General features: G+C 49.8%; 11 protein-coding genes. 10 read left to right on the top strand and 1 reads right to left on the bottom strand.

Annotation, left to right across the window (positions count from 1 at the left end; genetic code table 11):
* From ASF12_RS08895 to ASF12_RS08875, 5 genes are all read left to right on the top strand, one after another.
* Positions 1 to 2,316: a glycoside hydrolase family 3 N-terminal domain-containing protein gene (locus ASF12_RS08895; protein WP_056032385.1), complete on the top strand. Its 2,316-nt coding sequence runs from the start codon at positions 1 to 3 to the stop codon at positions 2,314 to 2,316.
* Positions 2,313 to 5,471 (top strand): alpha-mannosidase, encoded by a 3,159-nt coding sequence (locus tag ASF12_RS08890; RefSeq protein ID WP_056032382.1) that lies wholly within the window; start codon positions 2,313 to 2,315, stop codon positions 5,469 to 5,471. The genes ASF12_RS08895 and ASF12_RS08890 overlap by 4 nt, the downstream gene beginning before the upstream one ends.
* A gap of 20 nt (positions 5,472 to 5,491) precedes the next feature.
* On the top strand, positions 5,492 to 6,832 hold the full coding sequence (locus tag ASF12_RS08885; protein ID WP_056032379.1) for a glycoside hydrolase family 125 protein: 1,341 nt from the start codon (positions 5,492 to 5,494) through the stop codon (positions 6,830 to 6,832).
* Between the two features lie 3 nt (positions 6,833 to 6,835).
* On the top strand, positions 6,836 to 7,711 hold the full coding sequence (locus tag ASF12_RS08880; RefSeq protein ID WP_056032376.1) for a sugar phosphate isomerase/epimerase family protein: 876 nt from the start codon (positions 6,836 to 6,838) through the stop codon (positions 7,709 to 7,711).
* Between the two features lie 173 nt (positions 7,712 to 7,884).
* Positions 7,885 to 10,683 (top strand): glycoside hydrolase family 3 C-terminal domain-containing protein, encoded by a 2,799-nt coding sequence (locus ASF12_RS08875; protein WP_056032373.1) that lies wholly within the window; start codon positions 7,885 to 7,887, stop codon positions 10,681 to 10,683.
* A 133-nt stretch (positions 10,684 to 10,816) separates the two neighbouring features.
* Here the strand turns inward: ASF12_RS08875 and ASF12_RS08870 are convergent, their stop codons facing one another.
* Positions 10,817 to 11,218, bottom strand: a complete 402-nt coding sequence (locus ASF12_RS08870) for a helix-turn-helix domain-containing protein (RefSeq protein WP_056032370.1) — start codon at positions 11,216 to 11,218, stop codon at positions 10,817 to 10,819.
* 108 nt (positions 11,219 to 11,326) lie between these two features.
* Here ASF12_RS08870 and ASF12_RS08865 point away from each other — a divergent pair, with 108 nt between their 5' ends.
* The 5 genes from ASF12_RS08865 (at position 11,327) to ASF12_RS08845 (ending at position 14,638) form a co-directional block, all read left to right on the top strand.
* Complete coding sequence (locus tag ASF12_RS08865; RefSeq protein WP_056032367.1) at positions 11,327 to 11,572, top strand: helix-turn-helix transcriptional regulator; 246 nt, start codon at positions 11,327 to 11,329, stop codon at positions 11,570 to 11,572.
* Positions 11,573 to 11,746: 174 nt separating this feature from the next.
* Complete coding sequence (locus ASF12_RS08860; protein ID WP_056032363.1) at positions 11,747 to 12,175, top strand: transcriptional regulator; 429 nt, start codon at positions 11,747 to 11,749, stop codon at positions 12,173 to 12,175.
* A 183-nt stretch (positions 12,176 to 12,358) separates the two neighbouring features.
* Positions 12,359 to 12,910 carry a terminase small subunit gene (locus tag ASF12_RS08855; RefSeq protein ID WP_063892481.1) on the top strand — a complete coding sequence of 184 codons (552 nt, stop codon included), beginning with the start codon at positions 12,359 to 12,361 and terminating at the stop codon, positions 12,908 to 12,910.
* Complete coding sequence (terL, locus tag ASF12_RS08850; RefSeq protein WP_235533082.1) at positions 12,885 to 14,357, top strand: phage terminase large subunit; 1,473 nt, start codon at positions 12,885 to 12,887, stop codon at positions 14,355 to 14,357. The genes ASF12_RS08855 and terL overlap by 26 nt, the downstream gene beginning before the upstream one ends.
* The gene (locus tag ASF12_RS08845) at positions 14,354 to 14,638 is read left to right on the top strand and encodes a hypothetical protein (RefSeq protein WP_056032360.1); all 285 of its coding nucleotides are present in this window, start codon (positions 14,354 to 14,356) and stop codon (positions 14,636 to 14,638) included. Before terL ends, ASF12_RS08845 begins: the two co-directional genes overlap by 4 nt.
* Positions 14,639 to 14,647 lie beyond the last annotated feature (9 nt).

Here is a 14,647-nt window from a genome sequence, read left to right as displayed (position 1 = left end):
ATGGACTATAAAGACGCTTCGCTTCCGATTCGGGAACGGGTTCAGGATTTGCTTGAACGTATGACGACAGAGGAGAAAATCGGCCAGCTTATCCAGCCTATGGGATGGAAAACCTACCTCAAGGAAGCGGACGGCACCGTGCAGGTGACGGAGCAGTTCAAGGAAGAGGTTGCGCGGGGCGGAGTAGGTTCTTTATACGGCGTTCTTCGCGCCGATCCTTGGACAGAGGTGACGCTGGAGACGGGACTTACACCAAGGCAAGGCGCGGTAGCGACTAATGAAATCCAGCGATACGTGATTGAAAACTCCCGCCTTGGCATTCCGATTTTGTTCGGGGAGGAGTGCTCTCATGGTCATATGGCAATTGGGGCAACGGTATTTCCCGTTCCGCTTACGGTCGGAAGCACCTGGAACAAGGATTTGTACCGGGAAATGTGCGAGGCGATTGCGGCAGAGACTCGAAGCCAGGGGGGCGCTGCGACGTATTCGCCTGTCCTTGATGTCGTGCGCGACCCGCGGTGGGGGCGGACGGAGGAATGTTTCGCGGAAGATCCCTATTTAATCGGCGAGCTGGCGGTCGAGGCGATTAAGGGGCTGCAAGGGGAACGGCTGGATACGGACAAAACGATTGTGGCGACGCTTAAGCATTTTGCCGCTTATGGCAGCTCCGAGGGCGGACGCAATGCAGCTCCCGTCCATATGGGGCTGCGTGAGCTTCATGAAATCGATTTGCTGCCGTTCAAAAAGGCGGTCGAAGCGGGTGCCTGCTCCGTCATGACGGCGTACAACGAAATTGACGGTGTGCCCTGCACCTCAAATTCCTATCTGCTGAACGACCTGCTGCGCGAGGAATGGGGGTTTGATGGTTTTGTCATTACCGATTTTGGCGCGATTCAAATGCTGGTCAGCGGCCACAATACGGCGGAGAACGGGGAGCAGGCAGTGGCGCAAAGCCTGAAAGCAGGCGTCGATATGGAGATGTCCGGCTATATGTATGGCAAGCATTTAGCGGGCGCGCTTGCGCAGGGGCTGATGACCGAGGATGAGCTGAATACAGCGGCAGGACGGGTGCTCGACATGAAATTCAGACTTGGCTTATTCGAACGGCCATATGTTGATCCTGATTTTGCCCAGCAGGTTATTGGGTGCGAGGAGCATGTGGAGCTGGCGAGAAGAGTAGCTGCGGAGGGCATTATTTTGCTCAAAAATGAACAGGCCACGCTTCCGCTCAGCAAAGCAGGCGCCAAAATAGCCGTTATCGGTCCGAATGCGAACCACGTCTACAATCAGCTCGGTGATTACACCTCGCCGCAGCCTAAGGGACAAATCGTCACCGTGCTTGAGGGTATCCGCCGCAAGCTCGGCGCGGATGCGGATGATCAGGTGCTGTATGCGCCTGGCTGCCGAATTAAGGGCGACGCCAAAGACGGCTTCGGCCATGCCCTCGCCTGCGCCGAGCAAGCGGATGCCATCGTTATGGTTATCGGCGGCTCCAGCGCCCGGGATTTCGGGGAAGGCACCATTGATTTGCGTACAGGTGCGTCCGTCGTTACGGATAACGCATGGAACGACATGGAGTGCGGTGAAGGCATCGACCGTTCGACGCTTAGTCTCATGGGGGTGCAGCTTGAACTGGTGCAGGAAATTTTTAAGCTCGGCAAGCCGGTTATCATCGTCTACATCAACGGCAGGCCGATTGCCGAGCCGTGGATTGAAGAGCATGCTCATGCGATTTTGGAGGCGTGGTATCCGGGACAGGAGGGCGGCAATGCGATTGCGGACATTTTATTCGGCGACGTCAATCCTTCCGGGCGTCTTACCGTTTCCATTCCGAAGCATGTCGGCCAGCTGCCGGTTTATTATCATTCCAAGAGAACGCGCGGCAAACGTTATTTGGAGACGGATCTGGAACCGCAATATCCATTCGGGTTTGGGCTCAGCTATACGCAATTTGGCTACGATAACATACGGGTTGTACCGGAAGTGATAACCCCGGGCGGAGAAGCCGAGGTGCAAATCGAAGTGACGAACATTGGCGGTGTGGCTGGAGATGAGGTTGTGCAAATGTATGTAACCGACGTATCCGCATCGGTGACCCGTGCCGAGACCTCGCTCAAGGGCTTCCACAAAATTCATTTGCAGCCGGGGGAGACGAAGCTGGTCACTTTCCCTGTAAATCAAGAGCATCTTGCATTGATTAACGCCCAGCTGGAGCCGGTTGTGGAACCGGGCGAATTCCGCTTAATGGTCGGCAGCAGCTCGAAGGATTGGCTGGCATGCAGCTTGCATGTTAAGCGCGAGGGGGAACAGCCATGATTCGAATTCAGCGGTTCATTCAGGATATGGCCGAGCGGCAGTGGCTGGATAAGGTGGAGCTTCCGCAGTGGCATATGCAAAAAGCGAAATATATCCGGCCCGGCGAATACGTGCTGGATGAGCAAAATGTCGGTGTGCAAAATGTGAATCCTCTTTACAGTACACATGGCACGACTTATTTTTTAACTAAAAAAGCAGACATACCGCAGGCTTGGCATCAAGACGCGGTTGGTCTCATTTTCGAAGCGGGCGGGGAGGGGCTGCTGAAGGTGAACGGGGCTCCTTATCATGGGCTCGACCGGAATCATTGGTATGTGCCGCTTCCGGTGGGCCGAGTAGGGAGTGCGCCGCTGCTGGAAATCGAATTGTACGATCCGATTCCCGAGCCGCATGATCCGCTGAATCGCCAGGCGGTCATTCAGCCGCCAATCGCTGGCATCCGCTCGGCGCTCGTCCGAGTGAATCAACCGCTGCAAAGCTTGATGTACAGCGTAACGGTGTTATTGGAGTCGTTAAAAGCGCTGCCGGAGAGCGATATGAAGCGAAATCGTCTTGTGGGTGCGATTCATCGCATCATGGATCGGATGTATGCTGAATCGCAGCGCTGGGATGAGGCCGAGTGGGTGAACGGGCTGGAGCAGTCGCTTGCCCAGAAGGTGCAGGAAGAAGATTTGGAAGGCGGCCGCAGCGGCTTTATGCATTTGGTCGGCCAGTCGCATATCGACATTGCGTGGCTGTGGCCTGTCCGCGAAACGGTTCGCAAGTCCAGCCGCACGTTTTCGACGGTATGTACGCTGATGGATGAATACCCCGAGTTCATCTATTCGCAGAGCCAGCCGCAGCTGTATGCCTTTGTGAAGGAGCATTATCCCGAATTGTATGAGCGGATTAAGGCGCGGATTGCCGAAGGGCGCTGGGAGCTGGTCGGCGGCATGTGGGTCGAGCCGGATTTAAATATTCCGAGCGGCGAGTCGCTGGTGCGGCAAATTTTATACGGCCAAAGCTTCTACAAGGAGGAGTTCGGCAAACGCTCCAACATCGAATGGCTTCCTGATACGTTTGGCTACTGCGCGTCGCTGCCGCAAATGCTGAAGCTGGCGGATATCCCGTATTTTATGACCACAAAGCTCAATTGGAATGACACGAACGCTTTCCCTTATGACTTGTTTGATTGGGTAGGCATCGACGGCACCTCTGTCATTGCCTATTTGAACCATGGGGTAAATGAGCATACCCGTCCCAAGGATGTCGATGAACATTGGAAGTCTTACAAACAGAAGCATTTGCATCCGCAGCAAATGCTGCTTTACGGGCATGGGGACGGTGGCGGCGGCGTAACGAACGAAATGGTCGAGTTTGCCGAGCGGTCTTCTTTTATGGTCGGGCAGCCTGTCAGCAGGTTCAGCACGGCCGGAGCTTTTTTTGAAGGAATCGGAAAAAACGGGCAAGCGCTGCCTAAGTGGCATGGCGATTTGTATTTGGAGCTGCATCGCGGCACTTACACGACGCATGCAAGAAATAAGCGAAGCAACCGCAAGGCGGAGGTGCTGTACCGTGAAGCGGAGCTGTGGGCGCAGTTCGCTGGGCTATCGAGCACAGTGACGGAGGCACTCGATGAAGGCTGGAAGCTCATTTTGCTCAATCAATTCCATGATATTATCCCGGGAACATCTATTCCTGAAGCCTATGTGACGTCTACAGAGGAGTATTCGAAGGTGATGGAGATCGGGACGGCTGAGCTCAACCGCTCGCTTGAAGCCATTACAGGCAGCATAACGCCAGATGGTGAGGGGCTGCCCTACATCGTGTTCAACAGCCTGGGCTGGGAACGCGGAGAAGTAATCAGCTTGACATGCAGCGCTGAAATGAGCGGCTTGTCTGTTGTTGATGTGAACGGGGAGCTTCTGGCTTGCGATGTCAAGCGGAGTGGGGATGTCCAGACGGTATCCGTGTACGTTCCGTCTATCCCGGCCTTCGGTTATACAACGATATGGCTGCGTGCGTCAGCGCATGCAGATGATGCTAAGGATACGCAAGCAGATGAGGCCTTTCCTGCCGTTTGGGAGACGGATTTTTACACGCTAGCATTTAATGATGCAGGAGAAATCACCCGTTGGTATGACAAGTCTGTGCAGCGGGAGTGGCTGAAGCCGGGTGATAAAGCAAATGAGCTGCAATTTTTTCATGATAAACCGACCTATTGGGATGCATGGGATATCGATCCGCGCTTTGAAGCGCAGCGTGCCGGCACTGTGCAGCTGATCTCGAAAGAAGTTGTGCAGCGAGGGGGCACCAAGGATGTGCTTCGCTTCCACTGGAAGCTGAATGATTCGGAAATTAGCCAGGATATGATTTTGTATCGCCATCAGCGCCGCGTTGATTTTCAGACGAAGGTGAATTGGACAGAGAGCCATAAATTGCTCAAGGTAGCGTTCCCGGTTGACCTTGTTGCTGCGAAAGCGACGTATGAAATTCCATTCGGTGCATTGGAGCGGCCAACGCATAACAATACGAGCTGGGAGCAGGCGCAATTTGAAGTGTGCGGACATCGCTGGGCCGATATTTCCGAGGGCAACGGCGGCTTGAGTGTGCTGAACGACTGCAAATATGGGTACGACATTAAGGGCCAGACGATTCGCTTATCGCTGCTGCGCGCGCCGAAATGGCCAGATGAACATGCGGACCAAGGCGAGCACGAGTTCACTTATTCTGTTTTGCCTCATCAAGCGGATTGGCGGGGCGCTCACGTTGCTCGCCGTGCAATGGAATTAAATCATCCGGTCATGACGGCAGCAGGGCAGCCGAACAGAGGAGGGCTTCCTGCACTCCCTGCGGTTCCAGCGCTTCCCGCATTTCCTGCACGGCATGCATGGCTGGGTTTTGAAAGCGAGCATGTCATTTTGGACACGATTAAAGCTTCCGAGGACGGGACTGGAACCGTGCTGCGGTTTTATGAATCATCAGGCGGAAGAGAGACGGTGCGTATCCAGTGGCCGGAGGAGAAAGTGAGGGCGTCTATCGTGAATCTGCTTGAGGATAAAAAGGAGCAGCTGCCATGTGAGCGAGGGGCATTCGAGCTGGCCTTCAAGCCTTTTGAAATAAAAACGGTGAAGCTCATTTCATTGGAACGGGAACAGGATCAGGATCAGGAGTAGGCGGAGGGGAGCTGTAGGTTATGGAACGATTTAAGCTGCCGAAGGTAAAGCTGCCGCAATTGGTGCTGCCAGAAGCCATAATGAAGGTGCTGGAGGAAGCGGAGGTCAAGCTGGCCCATCGCCCGAAGCTCCAGCAGCAATTTCGCAATTGTTTCCCCAATACGCTGGAAACGACAACGAAGCTGATGGACGACGGTACGACCTTTGTCATTACGGGCGATATTCCGGCGATGTGGCTGCGGGATTCAGTGGAGCAGCTCATTCATTACGTGCCTTTTGCCAAAGAGGATGCGGCATTGCAGCGGCTCATTTCGGGACTGATTAAGCGTCATATGATGTATATTTCGCTTGATCCATACGCCAATGCTTTTAATGAAACGGCCAATCATTGGCATTGGGACGCGAATGACGATACGGAAATGTCCCCTTGGGTATGGGAGCGGAAATTCGAGCTGGATTCGCTATGCTTTTCGATACGCCTCTCCTATAGGTATTGGAAGGAAACAGGGCTCACTGATATTTTCGACGAGCAGTTCAAGCAAGCGCTGCGTTCTATTGTGAACGTATGGAAAACAGAGCAGCGCCATGCGGAGCAATCGGGATACCGGTTCAAACGCTCCAACTGCCCGGCTATAGACACGCTGCGCAATGATGGGCTCGGAATGCCTGTCAATTATACGGGCATGGTGTGGTCAGGCTTTCGTCCAAGCGACGACGCTTGCGAGCTGCATTACAATATTCCGGCGAATATGTTCGCCGCTGTCTCGCTCGCTCAAATGCAGGAAATGGCGAGATGGGTATTCCGCGACGAAGCGTTTGTGCGGGAAATGGCCATTTTGGAGGAAGAGATCCGTCATGGCATACAGCTTTATGGGATGTACAATCACCCGGTGTATGGCAGAATCTACGCTTATGAAACGGATGGCTTCGGCAATTACTGCCTATTGGATGATGCGGGTACGCCAAGCTTGCTCTCCATTCCGTACATTGGCTACACCGATGTTCATGATCCTATTTACCAAAACACAAGGCGCTTCATCCTGAGCCGAGAAAATCCTTATTATTATGAAGGAACAGCTGCTAAAGGAATTGGAAGCCCCCATACGCCGCCGGGATACATATGGCCTATGGCTTTATCGATGCAGGGGCTGACGGCCGCGAGCGATGAGGAAATGCTTGCTATCATTAAGGTGCTGGAAGCGACGGATGCTGATACGGGCTTTATGCATGAGGGCTTTCATGCCGACGATCCCCACCAATTTACCCGTCCATGGTTCGCATGGTCGAACAGCCTGTTCTCACAGCTTGTTTACAAGGCGATGGCAAAGGGGATTTTGGAACCGAAACAGGAGGAAAATTAATCGATGAAATTAACGAATAAAATAGGCGTAATCGTAGACAGCTTCGGGCTGGGCGTGCGAGAGGGATTGGTGAAAGCCAGGGAGGTCGGCGCGGAAGGCGTACAGATTTATGCGGTTAAGGGGGAAATGGACCCGGAAAATTTGTCGCCTGCGGCACGCAAGGAGTTAAGAAGCTACATAGAATCGCTCGGCTTGGAAATTTCTGCACTGGTCGGCGATTTAGGCGGTCATGGCTTCGGGGTCAAGGAGGATAATCGCTGGAAAGTGGAAAAATCGAAGCGTATCGTCGATTTGGCGCTGGACCTCGGCACGACGATTGTAACGACGCATATTGGCATCGCGCCGCACGATTCGTCCTCCGCTGCTTTTCATACGATGCATACCGCATGCGAGGAGCTAGGCCAATATGCCAAAAGCGTCGGAGCCTACTTCGCCATTGAAACCGGCCCTGAAACGGCGGCCGACTTAAAAGCGTTTCTCGACACCTTGTCGACGAACGGCGTATCGGTTAATTTTGACCCGGCAAATATGGTCATGGTGACGGGCGATGATCCGGTGCAAGGCGTTCATCTATTGAAGGATTATATTGTCCATACCCATGTGAAGGATGGCGTTCGCCTTAAGGAGGTTGATCCGAGAGACGTATACGGAGCGGTTGGTTATGCGCCTATGGATCATGAGAAAATCGCAGAGATGGTATCCTCCGGCTTGTTTTTCCGCGAAGTTCCGCTTGGAGAGGGCGGAGTCGATTTTAATCGCTATTTTCAGGCGCTGCAGGACATTGGGTATACCGGTTATTTGACGATTGAGCGCGAGGTAGGGACGCAGCCGGAGCTTGATATTCGTAAAGCGGTTGATTTTATTCGCAAATACAGGTAGGGGAGGGAGACGAAAGAGATAATTGCTCAGTGAATGAATCCTGCTAGATGATAGCGGGATTTTTTTGCGTGTGAAGGATTGTTTTCATAAATAAGAGGTTTTGCTTTTATAGAAGGGATGCTTGTATAGTAAGAGGGTGGATATAGAGGTTGAGAGAAACAGGAGGAAATCAATTGAGTACACAAAGTATTGGAGTTCCATTAGAAGGTTTTGCAGAGTTTAGCCGAACGGTAGCCGCAGAGGGCGCCGTATTATTGAAAAATGAAGGACAGGTGCTTCCGTTTAAGGATGGCGACAACGTTGCTGTTTTTGGCAGAACCCAAGTTAACTATTATCGCAGCGGTACCGGTTCGGGCGGCAGTGTTCATGTTACTTATACAACAAATCTGCTAGGCGGGCTTCGCAGCAAGAAGAATGCTGCTGTCAATGAAGCGCTAGCTGCTGTCTATGAGAAATGGATTGAGGAAAATCCATTCGACAACGGCGGTGGCGGCTGGGCAGCTGAGCCATGGCATCAGAAGGAAATGCCTTTAACGGATGAACTGGTGTCGGAAGCAAGAAGAAAGTCGAACAAGGCAATCGTGGTCATCGGGCGTACCGCAGGGGAAGACCAAGACAATGCCGATGAAGCAGGAAGCTACCAATTAACGGCGGATGAGAAAGCGATGCTGAAGCAGGTGACGGCTTATTTTGAACAAACCGTTGTAGTGCTCAATGTATCGAACATTATAGATATGAGCTGGCTGAACGAGGAAAGCTACGTGCATCCTATTGCAGGTGTCATCTACTCCTGGCAGGGCGGCATGGAAGGCGGCAATGCGATCGCCGATGTTCTGGCTGGTGATGTAACGCCAAGCGGCAAATTGACGGATACAATCGCTTATTCCATCAACGATTATCCATCGACTCGCAATTACGGCAATGAATTTAAAAACGTTTATGAGGAAGATATCTATGTGGGATATCGTTATTTTGAGACGTTTTGTCCGGATAAGGTTCAGTTTGAGTTTGGCTACGGTATCTCGTATACTTCATTCGACATCAAGTCGGAGGATGCCAAGCTGACAACCAAAGCAGGCGAAAAATACATTGAAATCGACGTCAACGTAACGAATACGGGAACTGCCTACGCGGGCAAAGAAGTGGTGCAGGTTTACTACGAAGCGCCGCAAGGCAAGCTGGGCCAACCTGTTAAAGCGCTGGTCACATTCGGGAAAACTAAATCGCTTCAGCCGGGCGAATCGCAGCGCCTTACGGTGAGCTTCCCTGTTGCTGCTATGGCTTCCTATGATGACGCTGGTGTGACGGGAAATCCTTCCGCTTATGTGCTGGAAGCGGGCACATACCGTTTTTATGTAGGAACGAGTGTGAAAAAGGTGGCAGAAGTAGCTGTCGAGGGTCAAAACGGCTACGTCGTGGAGGCACTTCAAGTCGTAGAGCAACTGCAAGAAGCGATGGCGCCAACGGAAAGCTTTACGAGAATGAAGCCGGGCGCTCGCAAGCAAGACGGCACTTATGAGCTTAGCTCCGTAGAGGTGCCGCAGCGGAAAATTTCTATGGCGGAACGGATTGAGACCAATCTTCCTGCAACGCTAGCGCAGACGGGCAATCAGGGACATACGTTAAGGGATGTTTTTGAGGGTAAAGTCGGCATGGAAACGTTCATCGCGCAGCTTAGCGATCAGGATTTGGCGGCAATCGTCAGGGGCGAGGGCATGAGCAGCCCGCTCGTTACATCGGGAACGGCTTCGGCTTTCGGCGGAGTCAGCGACCAGCTGTTCAACTATGGCATTCCTGTTGCTTGTACAGCAGACGGCCCGTCTGGCATTCGGATGGATAGCGGTCAGAAGGCGACTCAGGTCGCAATCGGCACCTTGCTCGCGGCAACGTGGAATATGGAGTTGGTCGAAGAGCTGTATGTGATGGAAGGCCAGGAGCTATTAAGAAACAACATCGATACGCTGCTCGGGCCGGGTCTAAATATTCGCCGCAGTCCGCTTAATGGACGGAACTTTGAATATTTTTCGGAGGATCCATTGATTTCCGGAATGTTTGCGGCAGCATGTACGAAAGGAATTATGAAGGGCGGCTCTAACGCGACGCTGAAGCATTTTGCCTGCAACAATCAGGAAAAGCATCGCAGCAAGGTAGATGCGGTCGTCTCTGAACGCGCTCTTCGGGAGATTTATTTGAAAGGCTTTGAAATCGCCGTGAAGCAAGGCGGTGCGAATTCGATTATGACGTCCTACAATCCGATTAACGGACATTGGGCCGCTTCCAACTATGACCTGAATACGACGCTTCTTCGCGGCGAGTGGGGCTTTACAGGCATCGTGATGACGGATTGGTGGGCGATCATGAACGATGTCGTGAGTGGCGGCCCAGCGGATCGCAAACTAACGAACTGGATGGTTCGTGCGCAGAACGATCTGTATATGGTGGTGCCGAACTACGGTGCGGAAATCAATGGCTGGGATGACAATACGATCGAATCGCTTGAAAATGGCACGTTGACCCGCGGTGAATTGCAGCGCTCTGCCATAAATATTTGCACGTTCATCATGAACGCGCCAGTATTTTCGAGAAAACACGAAATCGTAGAGACGGTTGAAGCGTTCAAGGCAAATGCTTCGCTTGCAGCAGCAGCTTCCTCAGAGCAAGTGCAAGTACTTTCCCAAAATGCACAGGTGAAGCCTTCCGCGGCCGAATCGACCTATATGCAGGTGGATCAAGCTGGGCAATACCGGATCATTGTCAGCATTATGTCCCCAGAGACGGAGCTGGCTCAAAGTGCTTGTAATGTAACGCTGAACGATCAACTGATGACGACCATTCAAACGAATGGAACCGAAGGCAAATGGATCAAACAGAAGCTTGTGAAAGTCGAGCTCGAAGCCGGCTTCTATGAGCTGAAGCTGGAATTCATCAAGCCGGGCTTGCAGATAGAGTGGATTGAGTTTAAACAGGTGTAGGTTAAATAGAGGTTGAGCTGACTAAGCTTTGCTGCTCAAATATTTATGAAAATAACGCGGCTTTCAAGAACTTGCTTATCTCTTTCTTTTTATAAAGGAGATAAGCAGGTTTTTTCTTATATCATTGGTTATATTATTTCTTCTTCTCTTTTCTATTCATTTCTTTAGCCTCCCAGAAAAGGCCTGTTAAAATATCATTTACCCGCTTCTTATCCGCTGCATTCATTGACACACCGTCAAACATAATTTCATGTTCCTCTTCAAGCATCTTCTTAAAGTCCAAAATATCTTTAGAGCTTGCCCAGCTAGGTATATGGTCAGATTCTATTCCAAGTATATGATCGGATGTGCTTCGAAGTTCTGTTGCTAAATCCCTTATAATATTGCCCGGGGGTACAGCTCGCCCGGCTTCATAGTTCGAAATATTAGTTCGTTTCATGCCAAGTATTTCTGCTAATTCTTCCTGTGAGATCCCCCGTTTCTCTCGAAGAGCCCTAATGCGCATGCCCATTTCTTTTTTTTGAATATCATCCAAATGAATCAACTCCAAAAAATGATTTTTAAATATATTGCGCCATTTTAATTGACGTGGTAGTATAACTTAACGTCAATTAAATAAACGTCATTGAAGTGAGGTGAACAGATGAAAAATAAGAGTAGTGCTGTGAAAAGAATGGTATTTAGCAACTATCGTAAAAGCTTTAAAAAAACGCAGCGCGAAGTTGCATTTGCAGTGGGCGTTACTGAGAGCCATATTCGACATATTGAGAATGGAAGAGCTAATCCCGATGCTAAGCTGCTATTTAAATTAGTTAAATATTTTGGAACAAATGCGGAAACGCTATTTCCTGATTTAGCAGACCAGGATATTGAGTTTGCTGGCAATTAAACCGGCTATAATATTTTCTTCATTATACACAGTCAATTTAATTGACGCAAATTGTTTTTTAAGTAAACTCTTTTTTTTTAACTTATACGTCAATTAAATTGACTGTTTGATTGCTATTAAAGCAGTGGTGCATAAAGTAGAGAACAACAGTTGAGAAAACAGGAGGAACGATCAATGATTAAAGAGCCTAAACTTAAAAAGGGAACTTTTCAGCATGTGGAAAGTGAATTTTATGCTTATCAGGATACCCAAAAGGAAATTGTTCGACTGAGGAATGAAATTCTGCATGGAAGATATAGAGACGATGAAAACATTGGTGGAGGTCGAAGTAATTTGCCTGGTGACCCAACAGGACGTGCAGCGCTGCTGTTAACCAGCCATAAGAAACTAGAGCAGCTGCAAAATATCGTTGATGCGATTGAAACGGTAGTCGAAAGGCTGCCTTTTGAAAAGAGAGAGCTTATTAAGCTTCGTTACTGGACGAAATCGCAACCCTTAACGTGGGATGGGACGGCTGATCATTTGCATGTCAGCCGAAGGCAAGCGCTGCGTTGGCGAGATGAAATCGTAAATGCTGTTGCAGAAAAACTGGGTTGGAGATGAGTTGGCACTATGATGGCACTTTTGGCCTTATAAACCGTGTTATTATGCTAGTGTGGTAATAAAATATAAGCGGCACATGCAAGTCTTATATACATTATCACGGGGTCACTCCTAACCGAGTGGCCTTTTATTTTTCTATATACTGTTTTGGCTAAAAATGAACAAGGAGTGAGGTGATATGTAATGTCTCTTACAGCTAGACAGGCCCGGTTTATAGATGAATATCTCGTTGATTTAAATGCGGCTGCTGCAGCCAGACGTGCTGGTTATAGCATGAAGACAGCAGGAGATCAGGGATCCAGACTACTAGCTAATGCTAATATCCAAGAAACGCTTCAAAAACGGATGAAAGAACGAGAGCAGCGTACTGAAATTACACAGGATAGAGTTCTGCATGAGTTAGCTAAGATCGGATTTAGTGATATGCGAATGTTTACAACATGGGGGGATAACGGCGTATCGCTTATTAATTCAGAGATGCTCTCATCTGATCAAGCAGCATGCATAGCCGAGGTCAGCCAGACCATTACTGGCTCTGGAGGCAGTGTGAAGTTTAAGCTGCATGATAAGGTAAGTGCCCTTGAGAAGATAGGCCGTCATCTTGGGATGTTTAAGGACAAATTCGAGCTAAAGGGGCAACTGGTCCATTCTCATAGTCATGACTTGCGGAAGCTTAGCGCAAAGGAGCTGGAACAGCTTGAACAGATCATTGGAAAAGCTGCCGACACTGGATGAAATTCAATGTGCTCGGGCTTATATTGATTTTAGCTATTTTGTTGACTATGATAGCAAGTTTCATGACAGGGAAGGGAAACATTTGGATGTGTTGGATGAGGCACTTATTAAGGTTTCATCAGGCGAGCTGAAAAGGGTAATCATTACGATGCCGCCACGGCATGGCAAAAGCGAACGGGTCAGTAAAAAATTTCCGGCTTGGCATCTTGGACGAAATCCGGTAGATGAAATTATTTTGGCCTCCTATTCTGTAGATTTAAGCCGCGGTTTTTCGAGAATTGCCCGCGATACGTTAATGGCTAATAAACATGTTTTTGAAGTGAGTGTTGACCCTATTAATAAAGCTGCGGAGTCTTGGGGAATTGAAGGCTATCGGGGCGGTGTAACAGCAGCTGGTGTGGGCGGGGCAATTACAGGCAAAGGCGCAAAAATCGCTATTATTGATGATCCAGTAAAAAACGCGGAGGAAGCGGATAGCGAAACCATGCGAGACAAGATTTGGGATTGGTATACGTCAACCCTCTACACTCGTTTAACGCCAGATGGACGCATCATTGTCGTCATGACCCGTTGGCATGAGGATGATCTTGTCGGCAGGCTGCTCAAAAAAGAGGCCGATGCGATTGCTGAAGGAACTCATCGCGGGGAAAAGTGGACAGTCATTAACTTTCCAGCTTTGGCAGAAAAAGATGATTATCTAGGCAGAGAGGAGGGGCAGCCTCTATGGCCTGAGTTTGGTTTCGACAAGCATCGTATGGACCAGATCAGGATGGATGTAGGTTCAAGGGTATTTAACGCTCTCTATCAGCAGCGCCCAAGTGCGGCTGAGGGCAGCTTTCTCAAGCGTGAGTGGTGGAGATACTACGAAAATGCCCCACCTTTTGCATCACTTCTTATTTCTGTGGATGCTGCCTTTAAGGATGAGGCCGATAGTGATTATGTGGTTATACAAGTATGGGGGAAAAATCAGGCAAACATGTATTTGGTCGATCAAATTAGAGCGAAGCTCAATTTTCCTGCCACGATACAAAGCATACGGAATATTTGCATGAAGTATCCTGATGCAGCGGTTAAGCTGATTGAAGATAAAGCCAATGGTTCGGCGATCATTCAGACACTGCAGGGGCAAATAGGAGGCATTATTGCCGTTAATCCAGAAGGTGGAAAGGTTTCAAGGGTGAATGCCGTATCAGCTTACATTGAATCGGGAAATGTCTATTTGCCTCGAAAGGCATGGGTAAATGATTTTGTTGAAGAAGCTGCCAGTTTTCCAAACGGAAAACATGATGATCAAGTAGATGCGATGAGCCAAGCGCTCCATCGCTTTATTTATTTTGGCGGCAACTTAAAGCTTGGAGAGGATTGCGATAATAGCTTAGAGGCTCGTATTAGGCGAAACATTGCGAATCAAGGGAAAAAGAAAAAGAAAGGAATTCAGCCACTATGAATAAGGAACTGCTGCTAGTTATTTTGATTAGCGCACTGGCGCAAATCGGGCTAATCGTAATGCTTCTGATGCATGTGGAAAGATTGGGAAGTATGTATGAGCGTACAAATGCTGATTTGTTTGAGCGCTGGACTAATGAGCGGGAGGCTTGGTTATTGGAGCGCCAGCAATTGCTTGATCGAATCCAAGCCCCATCATTTGGTGAATTTAAGCATGCGGAAGTCAAGATATTAAAAACAAAACTGGGAATGATAGAGCGAGCACCGCTCGAGCCACTTTAAGGAGGTTAA

The sequence above is a fragment of the Paenibacillus sp. Leaf72 genome, from assembly GCF_001422685.1.
In the GTDB taxonomy this organism is placed as follows: domain Bacteria; phylum Bacillota; class Bacilli; order Paenibacillales; family Paenibacillaceae; genus Pristimantibacillus.
This window is presented reverse-complemented; position numbering and strand designations above follow the sequence as displayed.